25 protein-coding genes are annotated in these 26,761 nt (G+C 65.6%); 23 read left to right on the forward strand and 2 right to left on the reverse strand.

The window, feature by feature from the left end:
* Positions 1-127: 127 nt before the first annotated feature.
* The 9 genes from hemA to BM357_RS11010 all read left to right on the forward strand — a co-directional run bounded on the left by hemA (position 128) and on the right by BM357_RS11010 (position 10,869).
* Entirely contained in the window at positions 128-1,546 is a 1,419-nt protein-coding gene (gene hemA, locus BM357_RS10970; RefSeq protein WP_217647691.1) for a glutamyl-tRNA reductase, read from the forward strand.
* Between the two features lie 9 nt (positions 1,547-1,555).
* Positions 1,556-2,365 (forward strand): cytochrome C assembly family protein, encoded by an 810-nt coding sequence (locus tag BM357_RS10975; RefSeq protein ID WP_074952990.1) that lies wholly within the window; start codon positions 1,556-1,558, stop codon positions 2,363-2,365.
* Between the two features lie 36 nt (positions 2,366-2,401).
* Positions 2,402-3,334 carry a hydroxymethylbilane synthase gene (hemC, locus tag BM357_RS10980; RefSeq protein ID WP_074952992.1) on the forward strand — a complete coding sequence of 311 codons (933 nt, stop codon included), beginning with the start codon at positions 2,402-2,404 and terminating at the stop codon, positions 3,332-3,334.
* A gap of 12 nt (positions 3,335-3,346) precedes the next feature.
* Entirely contained in the window at positions 3,347-4,201 is an 855-nt protein-coding gene (locus BM357_RS10985; RefSeq protein ID WP_074952995.1) for a uroporphyrinogen-III synthase, read from the forward strand.
* The gene (gene hemB, locus BM357_RS10990) at positions 4,198-5,175 is read left to right on the forward strand and encodes a porphobilinogen synthase (protein ID WP_074952997.1); all 978 of its coding nucleotides are present in this window, start codon (positions 4,198-4,200) and stop codon (positions 5,173-5,175) included. Before BM357_RS10985 ends, hemB begins: the two co-directional genes overlap by 4 nt.
* Positions 5,176-5,187: 12 nt before the next feature.
* Positions 5,188-6,483 (forward strand): glutamate-1-semialdehyde 2,1-aminomutase, encoded by a 1,296-nt coding sequence (gene hemL / locus BM357_RS10995; protein ID WP_074953000.1) that lies wholly within the window; start codon positions 5,188-5,190, stop codon positions 6,481-6,483.
* Positions 6,484-6,917: 434 nt separating this feature from the next.
* On the forward strand, positions 6,918-8,498 hold the full coding sequence (locus tag BM357_RS11000; protein ID WP_074953003.1) for a LysM peptidoglycan-binding domain-containing protein: 1,581 nt from the start codon (positions 6,918-6,920) through the stop codon (positions 8,496-8,498).
* A gap of 12 nt (positions 8,499-8,510) precedes the next feature.
* Positions 8,511-9,557 carry a hypothetical protein gene (locus tag BM357_RS11005; RefSeq protein ID WP_074953007.1) on the forward strand — a complete coding sequence of 349 codons (1,047 nt, stop codon included), beginning with the start codon at positions 8,511-8,513 and terminating at the stop codon, positions 9,555-9,557.
* Positions 9,541-10,869, forward strand: coding sequence for a phosphotransferase (locus tag BM357_RS11010; RefSeq protein WP_074953010.1), 1,329 nt, complete (start codon positions 9,541-9,543; stop codon positions 10,867-10,869). The genes BM357_RS11005 and BM357_RS11010 overlap by 17 nt, the downstream gene beginning before the upstream one ends.
* On the opposite strand, the gene BM357_RS19875 is transcribed toward BM357_RS11010, so the two are convergent.
* The gene (locus tag BM357_RS19875) at positions 10,866-11,027 is read right to left on the reverse strand and encodes a hypothetical protein (RefSeq protein WP_175511511.1); all 162 of its coding nucleotides are present in this window, start codon (positions 11,025-11,027) and stop codon (positions 10,866-10,868) included. The two genes, BM357_RS11010 and BM357_RS19875, sit on opposite strands and share 4 nt — an antisense overlap.
* Positions 11,028-11,165: 138 nt before the next feature.
* Between BM357_RS19875 and BM357_RS11015 the strand changes: the two genes are divergently transcribed.
* From BM357_RS11015 to murC, 4 genes are all read left to right on the forward strand, one after another.
* Complete coding sequence (locus tag BM357_RS11015) at positions 11,166-11,657, forward strand: hypothetical protein (RefSeq protein ID WP_139234673.1); 492 nt, start codon at positions 11,166-11,168, stop codon at positions 11,655-11,657.
* A 411-nt stretch (positions 11,658-12,068) separates the two neighbouring features.
* On the forward strand, positions 12,069-14,729 hold the full coding sequence (locus tag BM357_RS11020; RefSeq protein WP_074953014.1) for a valine--tRNA ligase: 2,661 nt from the start codon (positions 12,069-12,071) through the stop codon (positions 14,727-14,729).
* Between the two features lie 100 nt (positions 14,730-14,829).
* The gene (locus BM357_RS11025; RefSeq protein ID WP_074953016.1) at positions 14,830-16,230 is read left to right on the forward strand and encodes a bifunctional folylpolyglutamate synthase/dihydrofolate synthase; all 1,401 of its coding nucleotides are present in this window, start codon (positions 14,830-14,832) and stop codon (positions 16,228-16,230) included.
* A 14-nt stretch (positions 16,231-16,244) separates the two neighbouring features.
* Positions 16,245-17,636, forward strand: a complete 1,392-nt coding sequence (murC, locus tag BM357_RS11030; RefSeq protein ID WP_074953019.1) for a UDP-N-acetylmuramate--L-alanine ligase — start codon at positions 16,245-16,247, stop codon at positions 17,634-17,636.
* An 84-nt stretch (positions 17,637-17,720) separates the two neighbouring features.
* On the opposite strand, the gene BM357_RS19880 is transcribed toward murC, so the two are convergent.
* Positions 17,721-17,891 (reverse strand): hypothetical protein, encoded by a 171-nt coding sequence (locus tag BM357_RS19880; RefSeq protein ID WP_175511512.1) that lies wholly within the window; start codon positions 17,889-17,891, stop codon positions 17,721-17,723.
* A gap of 244 nt (positions 17,892-18,135) precedes the next feature.
* On the opposite strand from BM357_RS19880, the gene BM357_RS11035 reads away from it, so the two are divergent.
* From BM357_RS11035 to BM357_RS11080, 10 genes are all read left to right on the forward strand, one after another.
* On the forward strand, positions 18,136-18,927 hold the full coding sequence (locus tag BM357_RS11035; RefSeq protein ID WP_245783954.1) for a prepilin peptidase: 792 nt from the start codon (positions 18,136-18,138) through the stop codon (positions 18,925-18,927).
* A 172-nt stretch (positions 18,928-19,099) separates the two neighbouring features.
* Positions 19,100-20,758, forward strand: a complete 1,659-nt coding sequence (locus tag BM357_RS11040; protein ID WP_139234674.1) for a GspE/PulE family protein — start codon at positions 19,100-19,102, stop codon at positions 20,756-20,758.
* Between the two features lie 11 nt (positions 20,759-20,769).
* Positions 20,770-21,816: a type IV pilus twitching motility protein PilT gene (locus BM357_RS11045; RefSeq protein WP_074953025.1), complete on the forward strand. Its 1,047-nt coding sequence runs from the start codon at positions 20,770-20,772 to the stop codon at positions 21,814-21,816.
* On the forward strand, positions 21,813-23,057 hold the full coding sequence (locus BM357_RS11050; protein WP_074953028.1) for a type II secretion system F family protein: 1,245 nt from the start codon (positions 21,813-21,815) through the stop codon (positions 23,055-23,057). Before BM357_RS11045 ends, BM357_RS11050 begins: the two co-directional genes overlap by 4 nt.
* Before the next feature lie 45 nt (positions 23,058-23,102).
* Complete coding sequence (locus BM357_RS11055) at positions 23,103-23,609, forward strand: type II secretion system protein GspG (protein WP_074953031.1); 507 nt, start codon at positions 23,103-23,105, stop codon at positions 23,607-23,609.
* A 112-nt stretch (positions 23,610-23,721) separates the two neighbouring features.
* Positions 23,722-24,696 carry a type IV pilus biogenesis protein PilM gene (pilM, locus tag BM357_RS11060; protein ID WP_074953034.1) on the forward strand — a complete coding sequence of 325 codons (975 nt, stop codon included), beginning with the start codon at positions 23,722-23,724 and terminating at the stop codon, positions 24,694-24,696.
* The gene (locus tag BM357_RS11065; protein WP_074953036.1) at positions 24,693-25,217 is read left to right on the forward strand and encodes a PilN domain-containing protein; all 525 of its coding nucleotides are present in this window, start codon (positions 24,693-24,695) and stop codon (positions 25,215-25,217) included. The genes pilM and BM357_RS11065 overlap by 4 nt, the downstream gene beginning before the upstream one ends.
* Positions 25,214-25,798: a hypothetical protein gene (locus tag BM357_RS11070; RefSeq protein WP_074953039.1), complete on the forward strand. Its 585-nt coding sequence runs from the start codon at positions 25,214-25,216 to the stop codon at positions 25,796-25,798. Before BM357_RS11065 ends, BM357_RS11070 begins: the two co-directional genes overlap by 4 nt.
* Before the next feature lie 46 nt (positions 25,799-25,844).
* On the forward strand, positions 25,845-26,249 hold the full coding sequence (locus BM357_RS11075) for a type IV pilus modification PilV family protein (protein ID WP_139234676.1): 405 nt from the start codon (positions 25,845-25,847) through the stop codon (positions 26,247-26,249).
* Positions 26,246-26,761 (forward strand): prepilin-type N-terminal cleavage/methylation domain-containing protein, encoded by a 516-nt coding sequence (locus tag BM357_RS11080; RefSeq protein WP_074953045.1) that lies wholly within the window; start codon positions 26,246-26,248, stop codon positions 26,759-26,761. Before BM357_RS11075 ends, BM357_RS11080 begins: the two co-directional genes overlap by 4 nt.

A 26,761-nucleotide genomic window follows, 5' to 3' on the forward strand; every position in this document is an offset into this window, starting at 1 on the left:
ACGGGTGGCCGGCACACCGGGGGTCTGCCGGGGCGGGGAGTGTTCAAAGTTTTGACAAGCCCGGTGTGATATACTGACGGTGAAATGGACGAAACGGATGTGCCGCTGGCGCGTGGAGGTGAAGGGGGTGCACATCGTCGTCGCAGGCTTGAACCATAAGACCGCACCGGTGGAAGTCCGGGAACGGGTGAGCGTGCCGGAAGGCGAGCTCGCCGAGACCCTGGCGGCGATGCGCCGCACGCGCACGGTGCTGGAGAGCGTGGTGCTGTCCACCTGCAACCGGACGGAAGTGTACGCCGTGGTCAGCTCGTCGCGCGCCGGCGAGGATTATCTGAGGACCTGGTTCGCCCGCCGCGGCGGGGCGGAGGCGAGCGAGCACCTGTACATCCGCGAGGACCGGGAGGCGGCGCGGCACCTGATGCGCGTGGCCTGCGGGCTGGACTCGCTCGTCCTCGGGGAGACGCAGATCCTCGGCCAGGTGCGCGACGCGTACCTGGCCGCCGCGGACGCGGGAAACACCGGTGCGCTCTTGAACCAACTGTTTCGGCGGGCCATTCAGGTCGGAAAGCGGGCGCAGGCGGAGGCGGGCATCGGGCAGAACCCGGTGTCGGTCAGCTACGCGGCCGTTCAACTGGTCCGAAAGGTGTTCGGCGATCTCGCGGGCAAGCGCGTGCTGGTGGTCGGCGCGGGGAAGATGAGCCGGCTGACGGCGCAGCATCTGTTCGCCCAGGGCATCGCGGCGATGGAGGTGTGCAACCGCACGCTGGCGCGCGCGCAGGAGCTGGCGCGCGAATTCGGCGCGTCGCCCCTGCCGTGGGAGGCCCTGGAGGACGGCCTGGCTCGCGCCGATGTGGTCATCAGCTCGACGGGCGCGCAGGGCTTCGTGATCGACACCGCATTGGCCGGCCGGGCCCTGGCCCGGCGGGGGCGGCGCCCGGTGGTGATGGTGGACATCGCCGTCCCGCGCGACATCGATCCGGCGGTCGGCGCCCTCGGCCAGGTGTATCTGTACGACATCGACGACTTGGAAGGGGTCGTGGCGGCCAACTTGGCGGAGCGGGAGCGGCTCGCGCGCGACGTGGAGCGGATGATTGCGGATGCCCTGCGCGAGTATGGCCGCTGGCTGGCGGAGCAGGAAGTGGTGCCGCTCATCGCCGCGGTCCGGGAGAAGGGGGAGGCCATCCAGGCGTCCGTGATGGAGAGCCTCGCGCGGAAACTGCCGGACCTGAGCGAGCGCGAGCGGGAGCTGTTGCACAAACACACCATGAGCATCGTCAACCAACTGCTGCGGGATCCGGTCAAGAACATGAAGGAGTTGGCGATCGCGCAGGGCGGCGGCGCCCACCTCGAGGTCTTCGCGCAGGTGTTCGGCATCTCCGACGATGATCTCCGCCGCCACCGGGACGCCTCCCTGTGGCCGGAGGCCAGTGACGCGGCCGGAGGCGGCCTGCCGGAACTGGTGCGCCATTGGGGGGAGGCGCTGCGGCGGGAGGGGCGTGGCCGAGACATCGACCCGCCGGGGACGCTGCAGCCCGCTTTCCGGTAGGCGATCCCGATGGCGACCGAACGCATTCTCTACGATACCTTCGTGGCGCTGTACGCCCTCTCGGTGGTGTTGTTCTTTCTGGACGCCGTTCACCCCAGGCGTGCCCTGAACCGCACCGCCCTGGGGCTCCTGTTTGCGTCGTTCGTCCTGGAGACCGTATTTTTCCTGGACCGGCTGCAGGCCTTGGGGACTGTGCCGGTCCTGACGCCGTTTGATGCCCTGTCGCTGGTCGCGTGGCTGATCCTGGCGGTGACGCTCGTCCTCGACGCATTTTTCCGCGTGGACCTGGTGCTGTTCGTCGCCAACCTCACCGGGTTCGGCATGGCCGCCTTCGCGTTCTTCCGGCCGATGGGGGCGGTGTACACGGCGCCGGAGGGCGACCTGCTGTACCTGCACATCGGGTTCGCGCTCGTCAGCTACACGGCCTTCGCCTTCGCGTTCGTGTTCTCGCTGATGTACCTGGTGGAGCATCGCCTGCTGAGGGCCAAGCGTTGGAACCGGTGGCATTTTCGCTCCCCCCCGCTGGACAAGCTGGATCGGCTCGCCTACCGGTCCATCCTGCTCGGGTTGCCGCTCCTGCTGGTCGCCATGGTGCTCGGGACCATCTGGGGCAAGTTGACGGTCGGGCGCTTCGTGTACCTGGATCCGAAGCTGTTCTCGACCACCGTGCTGTGGGGCATGTACGGCATCTCCCTGTTGCTGCGGGCGCGGTCCGGTTGGAGCGGGCCGCGCCTCGTCGGATACAACGTGCTGTGTTTTACGGCCGTGATCGCCAATCTGTTGGTGGTGGGCGGCTTTTCGTTGTTCCACCACGTGTGAGGGCGCGCGGGCGCCCGGAGAAGAGGTGGAGACCAGGTGGAGAAGATTCGTGTGGCCTCGCGCCAGAGCGCGCTGGCCCTGCAGCAGAGCCGGTGGGTGATGGAGCGCCTGGAGCGGGCGCACCCGGGCTTGTCGTGCGAGGTCGTGCCGGTGGTGACGCGCGGGGATCGCATCCTCGACGTCGCCCTCTCGAAAATCGGCGGCAAGGGGCTGTTCGTGTCCGAGGTCGAGGCGTGTTTGGCGCGCGGGGAGGCGGACATCGCGGTCCACAGCCTGAAGGATGTCCCCGCGGTCCTGGCCGAGGGGATGATGATTGGCGCGGTTCCGGTGCGCGAGGACCCGAGGGATGCTGTCATCACCCGGACGGGCAGTTCCTTGGCGGAACTGCCCGCCGGGGCGCGCGTGGGCACCTCCAGTCTGCGCCGTGTTGCGCAGCTGAAGGCCCTGCGCCCGGATCTGGTGTTCGAACCGCTGCGCGGCAACATCGACACCCGCCTGCGCAAACTGGAAACCGAGGGACTCGACGCGATTGTCCTGGCCGCGGCCGGGTTGCACCGGATGGGTTGGGCGGAGCGGATCACCGAGTACCTGGATGTGACGGTCTGTCTGCCTGCCATCGGGCAGGGGCTGCTCGGCATCGAGTGCCGGTCGGGTGACGACCGTGTGTTGGCACTGCTGGCTGCCATCGCCGATCCCGCCGCCACCGCGGCGGCCCGGGCGGAGCGGGCGCTGTTGGCGGCGCTCGACGGTGGCTGCCAGGTGCCCATCGCGGGTTATGCGCGCCCGGTGGCGGGGGGCGTCGCCTTGACGGGCCTCGTGGCCTCGCTGGACGGAAGCGAGGTGCTTCGGGCGGAAGACCAGGGCGAGGACCCGGAACAGGTGGGCCGGACGGTGGCGGCGTCCTTGCGCGCCCAGGGGGCGGAACGCCTGTTGGAGACTTCCGCGTCCGCCGCGCCAGCGGGGCGGTGAGGCGCCTTGCCCGTGGACGAACCCGCCGTGTGGAGCGGTGAAGACGGAGGTCGAGGCGGCCGGCCGCTGCAGGGCTGGACCGTCGCGATCACGCGCCCGGAAGGACAGGGCGAGGCATTGGCCCGGCGGGTGGAGGCCCTCGGCGGCCGGGCGTGGTTGGCCCCCCTGCTGGCCATCGACCGGTTTCCGGACCGGCTCCTGCCCGCCCTCCGGCGCTGGGGGGACTGGGACGCGCTCGTGATCACGTCGGCCAACGCGGCGCGGGCCCTCGCGGAGGCGCTCGCGTTGACGGGACGTGCCGATGCGCCGCGGCCCGTGGCGTGCTACGCCGTCGGGCGGGCGTCCGCCGCCGCCGTGGCGCGAGCCGGCTTGACGGCCGAGGTGCCGGAAGGGGTGCGCACGGGTGCGGACCTGGCGGACGTCCTGGTCCAGCGTTGGGCCGGGCGGCGACTGCGCGTGCTGTACATCCACGGCGAGCTGGCGGACCCGAACTTCGCCGCGCGCCTGGCTGAGGCGGGGGCCGACGTGACGGCGGTGTGCGCCTACCGAACGCGGGAGACCGTGGCGGACGTGGCCGCGTGGCGGCGCGTGTTGGCGGCGTCTCCTCATCTGGCGGTCACCCTGTACAGTCCGTCGGCGGTGCGCGCCTGGCTTCGCCAGCTTCAGCCGCTTTTGCTAGAATCGGGTCGGACGGTGGCGTTTGTGTGCGTCGGCCCCACGACCGCCCGCGCCGCGCGGGAGGCGGGACTGGCGGACGTATGGATGGCCCCGGCGAGCCACGACGACGGTGTCGCGGAGGCGCTCGCCGCCGTGGCGGCGCGGGGCGGCCACAAGCCCCGACGGAATGAAGAGGGGGAGAGGACATGACCGCATTTCGACGCCACCGGCGCCTGCGGGCGTCGGCGAATTTGCGGAGGATGGTGCGCGAGCACCGCGTGGCGGTGGACGATTTGGTGTATCCGGTGTTCGTTCAGGAAGGGTTGCGCGGCAAAGAGGAGATCTCGGCGATGCCGGGCGTGTATCACTTTGGACTGGACGCGTTCCGGCGCGAGGTGGCGGAGGTCTCCGAGCTCGGCATCCCGGCGCTGCTGCTGTTCGGAATTCCGCTGGAGAAAGACGAACTCAGCCACAGCGCGTACGACGAGCACGGCGTGGTGCAGGAGGCGGTGCGCGCCGCCAAGGAGGAAAACCCGGATTTGGTCGTGATCACCGACGTGTGCCTGTGCCAGTACAACCCCGCCGGGCATTGCGGCATCGTGCGCGACGGGAAGATCGTCAACGACGAGAGCCTGGATCTGATTGCGCAGACGGCCCTGTCGCACGCGCAGGCGGGCGCCGACGTGGTGGCGCCGTCCGACATGATGGACGGCCGGGTGGCGGCCATCCGGGATCGGCTGGATGAAAACGGGTGGACGGACGTGGCCATTCTCTCCTACGCGGTGAAGTATGCCTCCGCGTTCTATGGTCCGTTCCGCGAGGCGGCCCATTCGGCGCCGGCTTTCGGTGACCGCAAGACGTACCAGATGGACCCGGCCAACGTCCGCGAGGCGGTGAAGGAAGCCCTGACGGATCTTGAGGAAGGCGCCGACATGCTGATGGTCAAGCCGGCCCTCTCGTACATGGACGTCACGCGTGCGGTGCGCGAGGTGTGCGACGTCCCGGTGGCGACCTACAACGTCAGCGGCGAGTACAGCATGGTCAAGGCGGCCGCGGCCCGGGGCTGGATTGACGAGCGTGCGGTGGTGGAGGAGATGTTGACGTCGTTCAAGCGCGCCGGCGCCGATTTCATCATCACCTACTACGCCAAGGACATGGCCCGCTGGCTGCGCGAGCGGGCGTAAGCGGACGGAGGGGTGGACGTGTACGACAAATCGGAGGCGGCATTCGCGGCCGCCAAACGGGTGATGCCGGGCGGGGTCAACAGCCCGGTGCGGGCGTTCAAGGCGGTCGGGGGCACACCGTTCTTCGCCAGCCACGGCGAGGGTCCGTACCTGTATGACATCGACGGGCACCGGTACGTCGACTACCTGCTGTCATGGGGACCGCTCATCTGGGGCCACGCCCATCCGGAGATCGTGGCGGCGGTGGAGTCGGCCGCCCGCCGCGGAACCAGCTTCGGCGTGCCGACGGAACTGGAGACCCGGATGGCCGAAAAGGTCACGCAGCTGATGCCCAGCATCGAAGTGGTGCGCATGGTCAACAGCGGCACCGAGGCGACGATGAGCGCCCTGCGGCTCGCCCGGGCGTACACGTCGCGCGATTGTATCGTCAAGTTTGAGGGCGGGTATCACGGCCACGCCGACAGCCTGTTGGTGAAGGCGGGCTCCGGCGTGGCCACGTTCGGCCTGCCCAACAGCCCCGGCGTGCCGCGCACGACGGCGGAGACGACACTGACGCTTCCGTATAACGACGCGGAGGCGGTACGGGCGCTGTTCGCGCGCCGCGGGGAGGACATCGCCGCCGTCATCGTCGAACCGGTGGCGGGCAACATGGGATGCATCCTGCCGGAGCCGGGTTTCCTGAAGACCCTGCGCGAGGTCACACAGGCGTACGGCGCGCTCCTGATCTTCGACGAGGTGATGACCGGATTCCGGGTGGCCCTCGGCGGTGCCCAAGCGCGGTTTGGGATCACGCCGGACCTGACGACGCTCGGCAAGGTGATTGGCGCCGGGCTGCCGGTGGGCGCGTACGGCGGCCGCCGGGACATCATGGCGCTCGTGGCGCCGGACGGCCCGATGTATCAGGCGGGAACCCTGTCGGGCAATCCGCTCGCCATGGCGGCCGGGCTGCGCTCCCTGGAAATGCTGGAGGAGGCGGGGCCGGCCCTGTACGAGCGGTTGGAGGCGTTCGGCCGGCGCATTGTCGCGGCGTTCACGGCGGCGGGTCAGCGGCGCGGTGTTCCGGTGTACGGCCACGCCATCGGGGGTATGTTCGGTCTGTTCTTCCGCGAGGGGCCGGTGCGCAGCTTCGCGGAAGCGTCGTCGGCGGACGCGGGCCGCTACGCCCGGTTCTTCCACGCCATGTTGCAAAACGGGGTATCGCTGGCGCCTTCCCAACTGGAAGCCGGATTCTTGTCGGCGGTGCACACGGAGCGCGAGTTGGCGCTGACCGAAGAGGCCATCGAGCGGGCGATGGCGGCGGTCGTCTGAGGGTGGGTCGGGGCGCTCCGCTTCTGCTGCGCAAGCCGCTCCGCGCCCCGCCCCATCCTCATGGAAGGGGATGTACGGTAAGAAAAATGCCATGACAGCGACCAACTTGGCGTTGTCATGGCATTTGTCGTCGGTTTAGGCGCTCGTGGATGATTACCTGGTCGCTGTGTTTGCAGGTTTGGTGGAAAACGGATTTCAAATCATTCCACTGCATGGGCGTTTCGTAACGATGTGGGTGTTCCGTCATAGCGGACGAGGGGGATGGGGTGCATCGCGGAGCGGCTTGCGAAGCAGAAGTGGAGCGATGCGCCCCATCCCCTACATAATGCCAAGAGGCCGGGCATACATCATACAGTGAACTGGTGCACCGTCCGGCGCCTGGCCGTCCGTCTTGCCCGGGGCGGGCGGGCGCGGATCACAGGGAGGGGAATGAAGTGAGCGATACAGAGCGCGCCCCGGTCATCCGTCTGAACGTGGATCAGGAGGTGTTCATTCCCGCCGTCCGGGAGGGAGATCGGGTCGAGGACGCGACGGTCGCCACGGAGGTGACGTCGTTCGATCGCGTCGGAGACGCGTACGTCCTCGAAGGGGCGATTGTCTTCGCAGGCTACCTGACCCGGCCGGGGACGCAGACGCCCGCGGAGGAAGATTCGTTCAGCCTGGATTTTGGCGACCCTGCCATCGGGCAGCATGTCCACCACCGGATGCCGTTCGTGCTGCGGGTACCCGTCAAGGTGCAGCCGCGCGGCCTCGTGAACGTCGCCAGCCGCATCACCCACTGGCAACTGGACGTCGTGGGGCCGGGGTGGGTGCGCGTACTGGCGGATTTGAGCATCGTCGGCCTCAACGGCCAGCAGGGTTACCACTTTCAGTGCGGGGCCCAGGAGGCGGGCGATGTCTTCTTTGACTCGGCGTCCGCCGAGCCGGATGCGGCACCGGAAGGAGAGGCGGCGAGCGGGGGCGCTGACGCAAACCCGGACGCGACGCCGTACGCGCTAGCGCGCGGCTCTGGCCGCGGCCGGGCGGACGACATTCAGAGCGCCGTGCGCCAGGCGGATGATTCCTCTCGCGCGGCCATGGAAGCCATCAGCGGCGCGCGGCAAGGGGCGGGCCCCGCGGATCCGCCCGAGGTGGGGAATGAAGCGGACCTTGCTTCGGACGCCGCGGACGCATGGGACGAACCCGACGACCGGGATGCCGACGTGTTGGGTGCCGAGGCCCGGAGGACCGAGGAGCCGGGGGCGAAGGAGCAGTTGGCCGGGTTCGACCGCCTGATCGACGGCGCAGCGAATTGGGCGCAGGCCGAAGAGGACGCAGGCGATCCGGACGACGTCCTCCCGGCGGACGCCCGGGAGGACCAGGAGAATCCGTATGCGGGCACGGGAGCGTCGGCATGGCCCGTGCCGGACGTGTCCTTTCGTTCTGCGGAACCTTGGCCGGATGTGGCGAGGTCCGCACCGGCGGAGGGGGCCTCCGGATTGGGCTGGACACGGGACGACGGGTTTCTCGACCGGCCGTGGACCGAGATGGAATTCGAGCATCAGTTGCAGCCGGACGACCTGCACGAGGCCGCAGGCTCGGGATCTCCGGCGCCAGAGGAACGATTTGTGCCGTCCCGCGGCTTTTCGGGCGGCGGGTTCCAAGCGACGGCCGGGTTCGTCCAGACCCCGGCGTCCGATGCCGCACCGCCCGGAGCCCCAGCGTCATCGCCGGTAGAGTCTCATTCCGCCCACGGCCTCGGCGCCGTGGATGTCCCGGCGGATGCCTCCGGCGCCGACCGCGGGGAGGTCGTGCCGACCGTCGACAACAGCCTGTGGTCGTTCGTCGACTTCAACGCGCCGGAGCGGACATACACCCTGCGATTCGCCATCGTCATGGAGGACGAGAGCCTCGAGTCGGTCGCGGAGCGGTTGGGCGTGACGACAGCGGAGTTGATGCGCGTCAACCGCCTGACCTCGGACACCGTCTACGCCGGCCAGTGCCTGCGCGTGCCGGTGCCGGCGGGCGTCCGTTGAGGGGCGGTGCCCGTGCCGGAAGAAGAAGCGGATCTGGCGTGGGCGCGGGCCGGTCTGGCGCACTACGACGTACCGGTGGAGCGGTGGACGCCGATGGGATGGGGACGGGTGCGGATCGACGGCGGTGGGCGGTGCTACGAAGCCAGGCGGCTGGGGGACGCAGCTGCCCGCTGGCGCACCGCCGTCACGGACGTCTGCGCCGGGCGCGGGTTTCGGCGGACGCAGCGGCCCCTCGCGACGCTCTACCTGGAGCGCTGGGTCCGACTGGCGGACGGCAGCGCGGTGCTGCTGGTGGATGTCTTCGCGGGCCATCCGCTTGAGCCCGTGCCCCAAGACGTGGACGCGGCGGCGAGGAATTTGGGGCGCCTGCACCGGGCGCTCGACGGGGCCGGGGCGCACCCGGATCTGCACGACCTGCCCACACGGCGCGGAAGCTGGGTGGATCACCTGCGTGCCGGGCGCGACGCCCTCGCGGCGGAACGGCTGCTGGCCGGGGACCGTTCCGAGCCCGCCCGCGCCACCGGCCCGTTGACCGGTCCTGCCACCGGCGGGCGGACGTGGATGGCCTGGTTGGACCGCTGGGCCGAGACGGCGGACCGCGCGGTGGCCGCCCTCGAACGGTCAGGATACGCGGAGCGCGCTGGCGAAGCGGCGCGCCGGCGGGAGATCGCCTGGAACGGGTACCGGCTGCAGAATCTCGTGCGGACGAGAGGCGGGCGGATTGCCACACTGCAGTTGGTCGATCCGGTGGTCGACGCGCGCCTGTTCGACCTGGCGACCTTGTGCCACGAGGTGTGCCTGGGGGATCACGCGGGCGGGGTGGCGGAAGCGCTGTCGGCGTACCGCGCCGAGGCGCCGCTGGACGCCGACGAGGCGGACATGGTCCGGGCGTTCGCGGCGTTTCCGCACCACGCGGTGCAGTGGCTGCGCACCTGGCGAGCCGCGCGCGGAGCGACCGGCCTGCCGCCCGGATGGGAGCGCATGGCCGCCCGCCACCAGCAAGCCGCAGGGGCGCTGTTGGGACGCTTTAGGGGGGATGACGTTGGCGCCGCTACCTGAACCGGTGTCCGAGGTGCTTCGCACCTGCGGCATGGAGGAAGAGGTGCTCGACGAATACGGGTTGATCCCGGTGGATGCGCGGGCGGCGCGCGGAGGGGTGAAGCTGCGGACCGCTTCCGGGGCGCGCCTGCTGAAGCGGGTGCAGATGCCGCCGGACCGGCTCCGCTACGTGTTCTTCGGCGCCGAGTACGCGTCATCGCAGGGGCTTCCCGGCGTGCCGCGCTTCATCCGCAACCGGTATGGCGATCCGTTCGTGATCCACGAGACGGGACTGTACTATCTGACCGCCTGGGTGTCGGGGCGGGAGCCGGACGCACGAAAGGTCACGGACCTGGCCGTCTGTGCCGCCGAACTGGCCCGTTGGCACGCGGCCATGTCGGGGTTCGGCCGGACGTTGGACGGGCTGCCGGAGTCGCGGCCCCTGCCCGACCGGCTCGCTGCGGCCCTGCCGGAGCTCGAGCGCGGTCCGGACCCATCGTCCGCCTCGGAACCCTTCGCGCGAAGGGATGCGGCCTGCCGCGGAGCGTTAGCGGAGCGGCTGCGCTTCGCCCTGGCGGCGTGCGCCGAAGCGGACTACGAATCGCTGCACGCTTCGTCCCGGGCGCAGGGGCACACCTGTCACGGCCGGTTTGTCCGCCACAACCTGGTGTACACCGGCAACCGGTGGTGCGTGCTGGACTACGACCGCATCCATCCTGGACCGCCGGTGGAGGACCTGGCGCTGTTTCTCCACCGCTATCTGCCGGCACACGATTGGAGCGCGGACGTGTTGGCGCGCGCCGTGGCCGCGTATGAGGCGGTTCGGCCGCTCGACGAGCGCGAGCGGGCCGTGCTGGCAACGCTCCTGTCCGCGCCCTTGCGCATCGTGCAGATGGTGCTCCGGTACATGCACCAAGCGCGGGCCCAGGATGCGGACGAGTCCGTCGATGTCTTGGCGTCGTCGTTGATGCTGGAGGAACGGCGCCAGGCCGCCGTCACCAATGTGTTCGCACACGCCCCGGCGTGGGCGTTGGCGGAAGGCGCGGAGGCGGGGGAAGCGGGCGAACGGGTACCCGTGCAGCATGCGGGGATGGAGAGTACGGGTATGCAGGAAACGGGGATGCCGCATGCGGCCATCGAGGTGCCCGTCGAGGTGGAGCAGGATGCCGGCGGGCGCGGTGACGCGTCCGGCAAGAAGCCGGAAGGCGACCGCCAGCCAAAGCGCTCCCGGCGGGGACGCCTGCGCAGGGGGGATGCCGGTCCGGGCGTCCACCTGGGCGGCGAGGATCACCCGGCCGGGCTGTGGCGGGGATGGAAACCCCCCGAAGCCTAGGGCGCGCCGAGAAACAGCGTGACGAAGACGATGAACAGGATCAGCAGGACGAACAGATCGAGCGCGCTTGGCCAGAGGATGGCGCGTAGAAAGAGCAGAAAGATGGCGATGGCGAGGAGCAGTTTCACGAACCGCGCGAGCGCGTAGAAAAAGCCCACCGCGACCTCCCCCCATTCCCTCTTGTCGTCGTTTCATGTATATGCGTGGGTTGGGCCGGTGACAACCGGAGCCGAACTTGGTAAGATGGACAAAGATTGTTGAACTTCGGCGTCCGGGCTGGACGGATGGAGGTCTGCATGAACGCACCAACGACTCCAGGGGTGTGGCGGGGCTGGCATTGGCGCCTGATGGCGTGGACCATCGCAGTGATCGTCGTCCTCCAGGTGGCGGCGTATTATTTTGTCCCGAACCACTACCCCATCGTGCAAAGCACGCTGTTGGCCATGCTCATCGTCTCCTACGTGATCATTCCGCGCGCGCAGGAGCGCCGGCTGGCCAACGCCTTCGTCGCCATCGCCGTCACGTTTCTCATCGACCTGGCGCTGGAGGCCCTCATTGAGCGGGGCTGGCAGACGGCCGCGGCGACGCACCAGCTGTTGCCCTACGTGGAACTCAACGCCCTGTACCTGGTGTTCAGTTTCGCGATGGCGTTCATCTACCTGCGGTTGACGCAGTGGTCGGATCGCAAACGGGCGGAACTCGAAGCCAAGCGGCGGGCGGAACGCATGAAGGACGAACCGGTGCGCCGGCGGGTCCACAGCAAGAAGAAAAAGAAGAAGCGCCGCTGAGGTTGCGCGCTTGACACCACCGAGGAAGGCCCGATAAAATGAAAGCTAATGCAGCCAACGGCCGCGTGGCGTTTCCGGGCCGCGCGCCGCGGACAAAAGGCGATGAAGGAGAAGGAGTAGGACGACCGGGGCTCGTCAGGGGCGGAGGTCCGCTCCGCAGAGAGGGTGGCCGTCGGCTGGAAGCCACCCCGGCCGCGTGTCCGAACGTCGTCTCCGAGCCGTCTTCGGACCGGGTCATCCCGTTATCGATGACAGAGGGCCCTTCGCACACCGGTGCGGGGGGAATTCAGGTGGTACCGCGGAAGTGACCTTCCGTCCTGATGGGACGGAAGGTTTTTTATTTGGCCGATTGGCGTGCGGACCCGCTGCGGGCGCCGCGTGAACGACACGAATCGCGGAGGAGGACCTGCGATGGCACACACAGCACCTTCCACCAGTCTGCCGCCCGTGTACGACCCGAAGGCGGTGGAGCAGAAGATCTACCAATTTTGGGAACGAGGCGGGTACTTCCAGGCGGGCAAGGACACGTCGAAACCGGCGTTCTCCATCGTCATGCCGCCTCCGAATGTCACCGGGTCGCTGCATCTCGGGCACGCCTGGAACAACACCCTGCAGGACATCATCATCCGCCACAAGCGCATGGCCGGCTATGACGCCCTGTACCTGCCCGGGACCGACCACGCCGGCATCGCCACCCAAGCGCGCGTCGAACGGATGCTGCGCGAGGAGGAGGGCACGACTCGCCACGAGCTGGGACGGGAGCGGTTCGTCGAGCGGGTGTGGGCGTGGAAGCACAAGTACGGGAACCTCATCACCAGCCAGGTGCGGGCGCTCGGCGTGTCGTGCGACTGGTCGCGCGAGCGGTTCACCATGGACGAAGGGCTGTCCCGCGCCGTTCGGACCGTGTTCGTCCGCCTCTACGAGAAGGGGCTGATCTACCGCGGCAACCGCATCATCAACTGGTGCCCGCGCTGTGCGACCGCGCTGTCGGACATCGAGGTGGAGCACAACGACGTCGAAGGCACGCTTTACCACGTGCGCTACCCGCGCACGGACGGGCAGGGAGACGTGGTGGTCGCCACCACGCGCCCCGAGACGATGTTCGCCGACGTGGCCGTCGCGGTGCACCCCGATGACCATCGTTACCGCGATCTCGTCGGCAAGACCGTGTGCCTGCCGCTGACCGACCGGGAGATCCCCGTGATTGCCGACGCGTACGTCGACCCTGAATTCGGCACCGGCTGCGTGAAGATCACGCCCGCCCACGATCCGAACGACTTCGAGGTGGGCCTGCGCCACAACCTGGCGATGCCCAGCTGCATCGGTCCGGACGGGGTGTTGACCGAACTCGCCGGCCCGTACCAGGGCCTGTCGCGGGAGGAGGCCCGGCGCCGGGTCGCGGCCGACCTGGAGGCGAAGGGGTATGTGGTGAAGGCGGAGCGGCTCACGCACGCCGTCGGCCACTGCAGCCGCTGCGACACGGTCGTGGAGCCGTTCCTGTCGGATCAGTGGTTTGTCCGCATGGAGCCGCTCGCTCAGGCGGCCATTCGCGGCGTCGAGGCGGGGAAGCTCCGCTTCGTGCCCGAGCGGTTCGAGAAGGTGTTCGTGCACTGGCTGGAGAACGTGCGCGACTGGTGCATCTCCCGCCAGCTCTGGTGGGGTCACCGCATTCCGGCCTGGTACTGCGATGCCTGCGGCGGCATCACCGTCGCCATGGACGACGTAGAGGCGTGCGCGCACTGCGGTTCCGGCCAGGTGCACCAGGACGAGGACGTGCTCGACACCTGGTTTTCGTCGGCGCTCTGGCCCTTTTCCACCATGGGTTGGCCGGAGGACACGAGCGACCTGGCGCGGTATTACCCGACGGACACCCTCGTCACCGCGTACGACATCCTGTTCTTCTGGGTCGCGCGGATGGTGTTCACCGGGCTCGAGTTCACCGGCGAGATGCCGTTCGCGAATGTGGTGGTCCACGGACTGATTCGGGCCTCCGATGGACGAAAGATGTCGAAGAGCCTCGGCAACGGGGTCGATCCGCTGGAGGTGATTGAGCGGTACGGCGCCGACGCCCTGCGCTTCACGCTGACCACGGGCACGTCGCCGGGCAACGATCAGCGCTTTTACTGGGAGAAGGTCGAGGCGTCCCGAAACTTCATCAACAAGGTTTGGAACGCCTCCCGGTTCGTGCTGATGAACCTGCCCGACGGGGGCGCCATCCCGCCGCTCCATCGTGAGGCGCTGACGCTGCCCGACCGCTGGATCCTGCACCGGCTGCAGGAGACGGTCGCCGCCGTCAGCGAGCACATCGACCGGTACGATTTTGGCGAGGCCGGGCGCGCCCTGTATGATTTCGCCTGGGATGATTTCTGCGACTGGTACATCGAGTTCGCGAAGCTGTCGCTGTACGGCGAAGATGAGGCGCGCAAGGGCCAGACCCGCGCGGTCCTGGTGCACGTGCTGGACACCCTGCTGCGCCTGCTGCACCCGTTCGTGCCGTTCGTCACGGAGGAGATATGGCAGTCTCTGCCCGTCCCCGGCGACGCCCTGATTGCGGCGGCCTGGCCGACGGTGGACGCGTCGCTGTTCGATGAGGACGCCGCCCGCCGCACCCAGCAGTTGATGGAAGCGGTGCGGGCCGTGCGCAACGTCCGCGCGGAGCTGAATGTGCCCCCGAGCCGCCCGGTGGCGCTGGTGGTGCGGCCGGCGGATGCGGAGGCGGCCGAACTGTTTGAGTCGGTGCGCGACGTGCTGTGGAAGTTCGGTCACCTCTCGGAATTGACCATCGATCCCGCTGCCACCGCGCCCGCCCAGGCGATGACCGCCGTGGTGACGGGAGCGGAGCTCTACCTGCCGCTGGCGGGGCTGGTGGACATCGCCGCCGAGCTGGAGCGGCTGCGGAAGGAGCGCAGCCGTCTGGAGGCGGAGGTGGCGCGGGCGCAGAAGAAGCTGGCCAACCCGCAGTTCGTCGCCAAAGCCCCCGCCGACGTCGTTGAAGGGGAGCGGGCCAAGCTGGCGGACTACGAGGCGAAGTTGCAAGCGGTCGAGGCGCGGATTCGCCAGTTTGAATCGTGAGTGCGGATTCCATCGGGATCGTGCGTTCCATCCTCACTGCGGATGCCATCCGGACTGCGGACGGGCGGATGTGACCAATGCCCCGGGAGGCGAATAGATTATGGCGGTGGGCGCACCGTACGGTGCGAATTGGCTGCGCGGTCTGGCGCGCTTTGGGATGAAACCTGGGCTCGAGCGCACTCGCCGGGTGTTGGCGGCACTGGGCAATCCGCATCAGGCGCTTCGCTTTCTGCACGTCGCGGGAACCAACGGGAAAGGGTCCGTTTGCGCCATCCTGACCGCGCTGTTGTCGGCACGCCTGCGGACGGCCACCTACACCTCCCCCGCCTTCGACGGGTACCGCGGCCGTTTCGTGGTGGACGGGCGGCCCATCCCGGAGGCGGTGTTGGAACGGCTGTCGGAGACGGTGCGGCAGGCTGCGGAAGCGGCGGTCCCCGGCGATCCGCTGACCGAATTCGAGGCGCTCACCGTGATGGCCATCCTGTACTTTCACGAGGAACGGGCGGAGGCCGTCGTGTGGGAGACCGGGCTCGGCGGGCGGCTGGACACCACCAATGTGGTGCAGCCCGCCGTTACCGGCATCACGAACGTGGGATTCGATCACATGGATGTCCTGGGAAACACGCTCCGCCAAATCGCCTGGGAGAAGGCCGGTATCCTGAAGCCGGGGGTTCCTGCGGTCACGGCGGCGGAAGGGGAGGCGCTCGACGTCATCCGAAGCCGGGCCAAAGAAATCGGTGCCCCCCTGACGGTGTGCGGGGCGGACGTGTCAGCGACGGTGTGGCGTCGGGACGCCCGCTTCCAGTGGTTGGACTACCGCGGCCTCGACGCGGACGGGCTGCAGTTGCCGCTGCCTCTGTTCGGAGATCACCAGCGCAAGAACGCCGCGGTCGCCCTCGCGATGTACGAGTGGGCGTGCCGGGCCGGCGTCTGTCCGCGCCTGTCCATCCGCGAGCTGCGCGAAGCCCTGATGCGCGTGCGCTGGCCCGGGCGGTTCGAGGTGTTCGAAGGGCCGCCGCCGGTGGTCCTGGACGGCGCGCACAACCCGCCGGGCGCGGCCGCGCTGGCCCGGTCCCTGCGCGAGTTCGCCGAGCTTGCCGGGCTGTGGTCCGGGGCCGGGAAGGACACCGGAACACCACGCCGAATGGGGGCGGCGGCAGGCGGCGATCCAGGGAAGGCTGAACAGATACCTGGGGGATGGACGATGGTCGTCGGCGTCTTGGGCGACAAGTCGGTGCGCCCCATGTTGGAGGCGCTGCTGCCGCTGGCGGACCGCGTGATCGCCGCGGCGCCGGATTCGCCCCGGGCGCTGCCGGCCGCCTTGTTGGCGGAGGCGGTTCGGACCGTTTCACCCGGCGTTCCGGTCGAGATCCGGCCTTCGGTCGCGGACGCGCTGACCTTTGCACGCACCTTGGGGCGACCGGTGTGCGTGTGGGGTTCCCTGTATACGGTGCACGAGGCGAGGAAGGCTATGGAACAAGCGGAAGATCTACGGATGTGAGGACGGTGAGGTGCGTGAATCGCTCCGAACATGTGCATTTCGTCGGGATCGGCGGCTACGGAATGAGCGCCATCGCGCGCGTGATGCTGGATCTGGGCTATGAGGTGTCCGGTTCCGACGTATCGTCTCAGGAGTTGACCCAGCGGCTGCGCGATCTCGGCGCCCGCATCTACCGCGGCCATGCCGCCAATCAGGTGGCGGGCGCGGACCTGGTCGTGTACAGCACGGCGCTGCCTCAGGACAATGTCGAACTGCAGGAGGCGCGCAGGCGCAACATCCCCATAGTGCACCGGTCCGAGATGCTGGCGCGCCTGATGGAGGACCGGGTGGGCGTGGCGGTGACCGGTGCCCACGGAAAGACCACCACGACCTCGATGATTGCCTACGTCATGGAACGCTGCGGGCTCGATCCGACCTTCGTGATCGGCGGCGTCGTCAGCAACATCGGGGACAATGCGAAAGCGGGCCGGGGGCAGTACGTGGTCGCCGAGGCCGACGAGAGCGATGGGTCGTTTTTGCACTACCGTCCGAACATCGCCGTGGTGACGAACATCGAGCCGGACCACCTGGAGCACTACGGCGGGAAGTTTGAGAACCTTAAACGGGCGTACGCCCAGTTCATCGGCCAAATCCCGGAGAGCGGCCTGTGCGTGATGTCGGGGCAGGACGAGCACCTGCGCGAGCTCCGCGCGGCGGCCCGGTGCCGGGTGATGACGTACGCCGTCGGCGAGGACGCCGATTACACCGCCCGCGACGTCGCTTTGGTCGACCGCGGCAGCCACTGCACCGTGTGGTTCCGCGGAGAGCGGTTGGGCACGCTGGTGCTGAGCCTGCCCGGTGTCCACAACGTGATGAACGCCCTCGCGGCCATCGCGGTGGGACGGGAGGCCGGGCTCGCGTATCCGGACATCGCGCAGGCCCTGCACGAATTCCACGGCGCCAAGAGGCGGTTCCAGGTGATTGCGGAGGCGGGCGGAGTCCTGGTGATTGACGACTACGCGCACCACCCCACCGAGATCAGCGCGACCATCGCGGCGGCGAAGACGACCGGCCGGCGCATCGTCGCCGTCTTTCAACCGCAGCGGTACACGCGCACGTTCTTCCTGTTCGACGCGTTCGCCAAGGCCTTCGGCGGGGCGGATGAAGTGGTGATCACCGACATCTACTCCCCGGCGGGCGAGCAACAGATTGAGGGTGTGTCGGCCGAGAAGCTGGCGGAGCGCATCCGGCTCGACAGCAATCCGAACACCCGCTTTTTGCCCACGAAGGACGACGTCTACGAGTATCTCGTCCACACCGTCCGGCCGGGCGATCTGGTGATGACGATGGGCGCGGGCGACATCTGGCGGGTCGCCTACCGGCTCGGCGCCGCCCTGGGCGGGCTGCAGGAGACGGCGTACGCGTAAACCAACACGCAAAGGCAAAGGGGCCACCCCAATGGGGTGGCCCCTCGTCGTCCGCATGCGCCTGCACGTTCATTCCGGCGTTCCTCACGGTCTGCGCCGTCGCCAGGTCTCCCTCGCCCGGGCGAACCAGTAGAAGGCCAATGCCACCAGGGCCGCGAACAGGGCGAGTTTGATGGCGAGACTCAGAAACGCCATGAGCAGCACCAACGCGATCACGGCGACAATGACCAGGGCGACCGTTCTCTTCCAGTCCATCGCACAGCCCCCTCATGACCCCGGCGTTACAGCCCGCCAAGCTTGTCCTTGCTCTCAGTATACCATGCCGCTGCCAAACACACACCCGTGGATGCACGACCGATCGATCAATTTCGACATGATCCGGTCGAATCGACAGGATTTTTGCAATGACAGGTCGAATACACGCGACAGCGTCAGAAGAGAGATTCGGACGGCGGCTTTCTGCCGCAGGGCGGCGGAGGGCACGGAAGGGGTCGAGGGTGTGTCCGCGGGCGGATGGATGGGGCCGGTGTTCGCCTGGATCGGGTTTTTATTCGGATTGTTGTTCGGCTCGTTCATCAACGTCGTCGGGTACCGCGTACCCCGCGGCGAATCGGTGGTGTTTCCGCGGTCGCACTGCCCGGAGTGTGGCCGAACCCTGAGCGCCTGGGAACTCATCCCGGTCGTGTCCTGGCTCGCGCTCGGGGGGCGTTGCCGGACGTGCCGCGTGCCGATTCCGCTGCGGTACCCTTGCATCGAGTTGGCGGCGGGGGCGCTGCTCGCGTTGACGGCGGTCCACGCCCAGAGCGTTCTGGCAGGTTTGGCATGGTCCGTATTTTGGCTGCTGCTGTTGGCGGCCGTGGCCACCGACCTGACCTCACTGCGGGTGCCGGACGTCCTGTCGCTGCCCGGGGCCGTCGTGGTGTTGGCCTTGGCCATCCTCTCCGGGGTGCGGGGCGCGGGCGGGGCGCTGCTCGGCATGGCGGGCTGCGCGCTGACGCTGTGGGGGATTCACCTGCTCTCGCGCGGCCGGATGGGCCTCGGGGACGTCAAGCTGTACGCCAGCATCGGTGCCATGCTCGGCTTCTGGGGCGGCGTGGAGTCGCTCGTCCTGGCGTCCATTTACGGTACGGTGATTGGATACGGCATGCGCGCGGCGGGCCGGCTGAAGCCGCGCGAGCCGGTGCCCTTCGTGCCGTTCATCGCCATGGGGGTGGTGACCGTCGCGTTTTTTGGCCCAACCTTGACGGACTGGTACCTGCACACGCTGTTGCACCTTCCTGCTCAGGAATGAACAGGCTTACAAAAGAACATACAGCAAATTCTTGGTTGACTGCAGAAGGAATATCGCGCCGTTCGTCGAATCGTTTCGCCAGTAGGAAACATATTCCGTAAACTGTCCCTGTCTATACAATTTTCGGACACAGAAAGAAATCATGGCGTCCGGGGTAACGGGGGAAAGGGTTGTGGCACATAAAAAGCTCGGCGATCTCTTGTTTGAGATGGGCTTGATTACCCAGGACCAACTGCAAGAGGCACTGGCGATTCAGAGAGAGACGAAGCAGCGTCTAGGCGAGATCATTATCGACAAAGGGTTTCTCACCGAAGACCAACTGGTTGAGGTGCTCGAATTCCAACTCGGCATTCCGCATGTGAACCTGTACCGCCTTCATTTGGATCCATCGGTTGTGCACCTGATTTCCGAACCCCTCGCGCGCAGATACACGCTCATGGCCATCGCGATGAATCGCAACAAGTTGACGGTGGCCATGGCCGATCCACTCGATTATTACGCGATTGAAGACGTGCAGATGAGCACGGGCTTTCAGGTGGAGCCAGTCATTGCTTCGCGCACGGAGCTGCGCACATACATCGAACGGTTTTACGGCATCAAGGAGTCTGTCGACGAACTGCAGAACCTGATTCCGAAAGAAGAAGTCGACCTCACGGCAGAAGTGACGGATGAGAACTCGCCTGTCGTCCGCCTCGTCAACCAGATCATCCACCAGGGCGTGCAACAGGGAGCGAGTGACATTCACATCGATCCGGAGGCGGACGCGGTGCGCATCCGCTACCGGATCGACGGCATGTTGCATACTCAACAGACGCTGCCCAAAGCGATGCAGTCGATCCTCATCGCTCGCATCAAAATTGTGGCGAACATGAACATCGCGGAACGCCGTCTGCCACAGGATGGCCGCATGAAGGTCGACTTTGAGTTGCGGCAGATTGATATTCGCGTCTCGACGATGCCCACCGTGCACGGGGAAAAGTGCGTCATGAGGTTGCTCGACGTCAAGAATGCCGTGATGAACATCCAGAAACTCGGCATGTCGGAAAGCAACTTGAACTTGTTCCGGAAAATGATCCAGGCGCCGAACGGGATCGTACTGATCACCGGCCCCACGGGCAGCGGAAAATCGTCGACGCTGTACGCCGCCCTCAACACGCTCATCAGCGATGAAGTGAACATCATCACAATTGAGGATCCGGTTGAGTACCAGTTGCAGGGCGTCAACCAGGTGCAGGTCAATTACACCACAGGTCTCACGTTTGCGCGCGGCCTGCGGTCCATCTTGCGGCAGGACCCGGACATCATCATGGTCGGTGAGATTCGGGACAACGAAACGGCGGAAATTGCCGTGCGTGCGGCGTTGACGGGACACCTAGTGCTGAGCACGCTGCACACGAACGACGCGGCGAGCACCATCTCCCGCCTGCTGGACATGGGGATTGAACCGTTCTTGGTCGCTTCCTCGGTAGTCGGGGTGGTTGCCCAGCGCTTGGTCCGACGCGTGTGCGAACACTGCGCAGAGCCCTACCAAGCGCCCGAGGCAGAGCAGCGCTGGTTGTCCGCGCGCGGTTACCCGACGACCCACCTGCAAAAGGGGCGCGGCTGTGGCCACTGCAACAACACTGGCTACAAGGGCCGTCTGGCGATTCACGAAATGATTGTCATGGACGAACCGTTGCGATCCTTGATTTTGGACAAGCGTCCGGACTCGGATTACCGCAACTATCTCCAGTCCAAGGGATTCAAGTCGATGCTGGAGGACGGTTTGACCAAGGCGGCGATGGGACTCACCACGGTGACGGAAGTGCTTCGTGTGACCATTCGGGACTAGGGGTGGGGACAATGGTGCAGATTGATGATCTCTTGCTGTCCGCACACAAACAAGGCGCTTCCGACTTGCACATTTCGGTCAACTCGGCACCTGTTTACCGCCTGCACGGAGACCTGTATCCGCAGGGAGACAAGTTGACACCGGAAGACACGGAACGCATGGCGCGCGACCTGATGACCGCCGGTCAATGGGAGCACTTCGAGCGCCATGGCGAAGTGGACTTCTCCTACGGCATCAAGAACGTCTCGCGCTTTCGCATCAACGTGTACCGGCAGCGCGGGTCGGTCAGCATTGCCGCTCGCATCATTCCGGAGCGGATCCCGACGTTTGAGGAACTCGGGTTGACGCCTGCGATGAAGGATTTTACGTACCGCCCAAGTGGTCTGGTCTTGATCACCGGGCCGACGGGCAGCGGCAAGTCGACGACATTGGCCGCGATGATCGACTTGATCAACCACACCCAGCGCAAGCACATCATCACCATTGAGGATCCGATTGAGTACCTGCACCGCCACAAGGAGTCGGTGATTGACCAGCGCGAGGTCGGGCTCGACACCCTCGGTTTCGGACCCGCGCTGAGGGCGGCGCTCCGCCAGGACCCGGACGTCATTCTGGTCGGGGAGATGCGCGATCTGGAGACCATCCAGACCGCACTTACGGCGGCGGAGACCGGGCACCTGGTGCTTGCGACCCTGCACACCAGCGCGGCGGACCAAGCGGTGGATCGCATCATTGACGTCTTTCCACCCAGTCAGCAGGCCCAGGTGCGTATCCAGTTGGCGTCTGTCCTGCAGGGCGTCGTGTTCCAGCGGCTCTACCGGACGAAGGACGGCAATGGCCGGGTGGCGGCGCTCGAGGTGTTGGTCAACACGCCAGCGGTCGCCAACCTCATCCGAACGGAGAAGACGCACCAGATCCGCTCCATCATGCAGACCGGAAGGGCGCACGGGATGCAGACGCTGGAGATGCACGTGCGGGAGTTGGTGCGGGCTGGGAAACTGTCCGAATCCGTTCTCCGGTCGCTCGCGATGGTCAACCAAGGTGGTGCCGTGTCGTGAAGTTTGCGTATACCGCCTCCACCCTGCAGGGCAAGACCCGCCGCGGGATCCTCACGGCCGATTCCCGCGCGGACGCGATTGCGGAACTGCGTGAGCAGGGACTGTACGTCACGCGGTTGACCGAGGTCAAGGGACTGCGCGCTGCGCTCAACGCGCACGGGGACAGCATCTGGACGAAGGATATCCCCATTGGGAAAAAGGTGAAAGCGGGCGAGTTCGCGGCGTTCTGCCGCCAATTGGCCGCGCTGGTTCGATCCGGCGTCACCATCGGCGACGCGGTACGAGTCCTGTCCGAACAAAGCGAGAACAAGGCGTTGGGGAAGGCCCTGGCCGACGTGTCGCGCGATCTTCGGCAAGGGAATCAACTGTCCCAGGCCGCCGCGAAGCACAAAAACATCTTTCCGCCGATGTTCACGAACATGGTCAAGGCTGGAGAGGTGTCCGGTCATTTGGACGAAGTCCTGGACCGGCTTTCCACCTTCTATGAGAAGGAATACTACACGAGAGAAAAGGTGAAATCCGCGCTCACCTATCCCATCATCGTGAGCATTTTGGCAGTGATCGTCACGGTGTTCATGATGGTCAAAATCGTCCCGACGTTTGTGTCGCTGTTTGCCAGTTTCAACGCGACACTGCCGCTGCCGACGCGGATCGTGATTGGCGTGTCCAACGTGTTCACGCATTTCTGGTGGGAGCTGCTCATCCTTTTGGTGCTTTTGATGGTGGGCTACAAATGGCTCATGCGACAAAGTCGCCCGCGCTACATCCGGGACACGATTCTCTTGAAACTGCCTGTTTTCGGGACCCTGCTGCGAAAGTCGGTCATGGCGCGCATGGCGCGGACCATGAGTTCGCTGTTCGCCAGTGCCGTGCCGGTGCTGCAAAGCCTGGAACTGACGGCGGACGTCGTGTCCAACGCGGTGGTCGAACGGGCCCTCAAACGTTGTGCCGAGAACCTCTCGAGCGGCCAGTCTCTGACGGAACCGTTCGCCACGGAGTGGGTGTTTCCGCCCCTGGTGGTGCACATGATTCGGGTCGGCGAGGAAACCGGGAACCTTGACCACATGCTGACCAAGGTCGCGGAGTTTTACGAGGCGGAAACGGAGGCCATCGTCGACCGCTTGAAATCGCTCCTCGAGCCCATTCTGATGCTGATCTTGGCCGGTGTGGTCGGCATCATCATCACGGCTGTCATCATGCCCATGTTCTCGCTGGAATCTCAGCTTTCCAACATGGGTTGATGAAGCATATAGAAAGTCTCTCATTATCGAAAGGAGGCCAACAACATGGAATTGGTTCAGGCGACTCCAAGGAAAGTGGGGAAGGGGGGTAAAAGAATGAACAAATGGTTTCAGGCGCTCACTCGCCGCACCAAAGGCGAGAAGGGCGTGACGTTGATTGAACTGTTGGCTGTGATTGTCATCATCGCGGTCATTGCGGCCATTGCCGTGCCTGTGGTGTTGGGTTCGATTAACAAGTCCAAGACAAACACCGCAAAACAAGACATGGTGGTGATCGCGGAAGCGTTGAACCGGTATGCGACGGACCACGACGGTAAGTTCCCGGATACTCTGAGCGTTCTTCTGCAAGGGGATAATGAATCAGGTTCGAAACCATACTTGCAGAGTATTCCACAGGATCCATGGGGTAACGACTTTGTTTACCATTCTACTGGGGATGGTTTTCAATTGGAAACCGCTGCAGCAGCAGGGTCAGGGTCCGGAGACAAACTCTATTTGGACAATCACATGTCGACGCCGTCGGACAGTGGTTTTAGTAATACGACCAGTTGACGGGGTGTTCATCACCAGGTGATAGGTTCATCCAGGCCAGGGGCGCTTGCGCCTGGCCTGGCCCAACTTGCTGCGCGGGTGCCGGCACATTAGATCCCCCGGAGGAGTTCGTTTGAAACTTTCGCTTCACTTCCAGAAAAACAGAAAGCTGACGGTCGGACTTGAATTCGCCAATTCAGGATTGCGTGCGGCCGCGCTGGCACCTTCCCGTTCCGGGCCGAAAGTGGCGGCGGCAACAGCGGTGAGTGCGGCAGTGGACGACTGGTGGGATGCGCCAGAGGCGGAAGAAGTTCGGGAGCAACTCGACAGCTTCGTCAAGCATCACGAACTCAAGGGCTGTGCCGCGGTGCTGAATGTCCCGAGCGAGCGCACCATACTGCGTTACCTTCAGCTTCCTCCGCTGCCGGACAAGGTGTTGCGCAACACCGTGCAGATGGAGCTCGGTGTCTCCATTCACCTGCCGTTTGACGACCCCACCTTTGATGTCGTCCGGGTGCCGCCGTTGAATCCGGATTTACCGCAGGGCGGGGCAGAAACGGCATCCTGTTGCCTCGTCGCGGCGCCGCGTTCGCTGGTGGATCACCTGGTTCACCTGGTGGCGGACGTCGGACTGCACCCCGTGGCAGTCGACGTGGTGCCGTTGGCTTTGCGGCGCGTGTCCAGGCCAGCCGAGTTACCGGATGACGGCTTGAATGTGTGCGTCTATATGGACGCCCGGGATATTACCATTGCGGTGTTTGTCGGAGACTTCATGTACTTTGTGCGCACGGTACCGTATCTCCTGCGCGACGAGGCCGACGGATTCACCATGAGCGGTTACGCGAGGGATCTGGGTTCCGAGATAGAGCGCGTGGTGAACTTCTTCAATTACAATCTCTCGCCTGTGGAACGACCGCTGGCCGCCATCCAGCTCCATTCCGTTGCGGCGGAGGTCGATCCGGTCATTGAACTGTTGGGACAACGCTTTGGATGCCCTGTATATCGGGTCCAGCGTGACGTGGCGTGGCCACCCGAAGTCGCACCGGATCTCCTATCGGTGTTCTATCCAGCCGTCGGTTTGGCCATGAAGGAGCGTGCCAAGTCATGATGGACATCAACCTTCTGCCGGCGCAAACGGTTCAGCAGCGCTACGCGTTTTCCATCCAAGTCGTCGTCGGCGCGGTTCTGGCCATCCTGGTTGTGGTGTTCGTCGTCCTCGCATGGAGTCAGCAATCGCGAGCCGCCAGTGACGAGACCAGCGCCGACCGGGTGCACAACTTGGTGCTTCAGGCGCAACGGCAAGCGGCTTCGTTGCAGAAGCAGATCGGGGCAACGGGGACGGCGTCTCAGGTGCAGTATGACACGGGCTTGAATGTCGACGTGCGGGACTTTGTGAAGTCGATTGTCGGCAGGGCGCCCGAGTCGGCGGCGTGGACGTCCTTTCATGCCGATGCAACGCAGGTGACCTTGGTTGGCACCATTGACTCGCCATCGAAGCTCGCTGCCTACGAAGAGGCGCTGCGCCAGGTGGACCGAATTTCCTCAGTCTGGGTTCAGTCCGCGACCACAGATCAGAAGGTGAACTTTACGATGACGATGCGGATTCGAACCGGCGGTGGTACACAGTGAACCTGCGGAGCACAGTCCGGAAGCTCTTGTTCGCGGCGTTGGCCCTTGCGGTGGCCGGCAGTGGCGCATGGTACGTGGTGGAATCCCGGCGAGCGGCACAGGCGTCCGACCATCTCGCGATGCAACAGTTGAGCTTGGCCAATACTCAAGCCACCGTCACGAGTTTACAAAAACAGTTAGAACAGATGAAAAACGGGAACGAAGCGGTGGTCGTGCTCCCGAAATCGGCCGATCAGCCGGGGATTTTACGGGAGCTTGAGAATTCGCAAAAGCTGAGTCATGTCACCGTCACGTCGGCTGCGTTCACGGACACCTCAGCGCCACAGGCCGGTGAAGCTTCCGGTGGAAGCGCCGCCGCGGGTCAAAGTTCGACGGGGACAGCCCCATCAGGGACTGCCGCCTCGAAGGGCTCGAGTGTGCAGGTATCTCTCCAGGTCACCGGATCGACGGACAATCTGCTGGCCTTTGTACACAGCCTGCAAACGAACCGTCGCGTCGTCGTCGTGAAGAGCTTTGACATCTCCATGAACGGCCAGCAGGGCACGATGTCGTTGACGTTGGATTTCCCCTATCAGCCTTAGGGATTCAAGATGGGTGTGAAGGACAGGTTTGATGCGGATGGGCGGAATGAACCGGTTGCCAGACGCTGATGAGCGAACCCAGGGATTGACGCTGATTGAAGTCTTGGCGAGCGTCGTGATTCTCAGTTTTGTGTTTTTCACAGTCCTCACGCTGATGACGAACCTCTTGGTGCAATCCCAGCGCATTCAGCAAAAGCAGCAGGCGTTGCTGATTGCGCGGGACGTTTTCAGCGAAATGGCCGCGACGAGCGCCAGCGCCGTCGTGCAGCAGGGAGACCGGTCCGTGCAGCAAAACGGGACCACGTACTTGGTTCATCCGTCGATCCGCAGCAACCCGCCTGACTGGGCGCAGGGCATGGTCTACGCAGAGGTGAAGGTGACGTGGACTACCGCAGTGAACGGGCGGTCGATGCAACAATCGGTCGATCTCACCCAGGTGTTTCCGCAGTGAGTGCGTCTCATGGTTTGACGCTGGTGGAGCTGCTCGCGACCATCGTGATCGCCAGTGTCATCATGACCGTCGTCTTCTATCTGAGCAACTTTGTCTACCGTTCCTGGCGATCGTACACGCCATCCGCCAATCTCCACACCGCTCTGCAATTCGTCGATCAACGGCTCGAGACCATTTTCCAAAATGTCACCGAAGTGGAGTCGAACCCGTCGCCTGCGCAATTGACCTGCAAAGACACGTCCGGCAATACCATCGACCTGGAGGTGCAGTCGGGGAACGCGCTGGCGGTTCTGAACGGCCAACCCGTCGTCGGCATTGTGGTGACGATCACGCCACCGACGGGATCGCCACAACAATTTGTTCTCGGCCGAGGCGACGTGTCTTTGGCTGGAACGACGTTTACCGTGGACTCCAATGTGGTTCACGTGCAGCTGCAGGGAACCTATCTCGCACAGCAACCCTTTGCGACCTATGTCATGTCCGAGTCCTTCGCGGTGGGAGGGGGGTACTAG

The organism is Paenalicyclobacillus macrosporangiidus (genome assembly GCF_900116805.1).
In the GTDB taxonomy this organism is placed as follows: Bacteria; Bacillota; Bacilli; order Alicyclobacillales; family Alicyclobacillaceae; genus Alicyclobacillus_H; species Alicyclobacillus_H macrosporangiidus.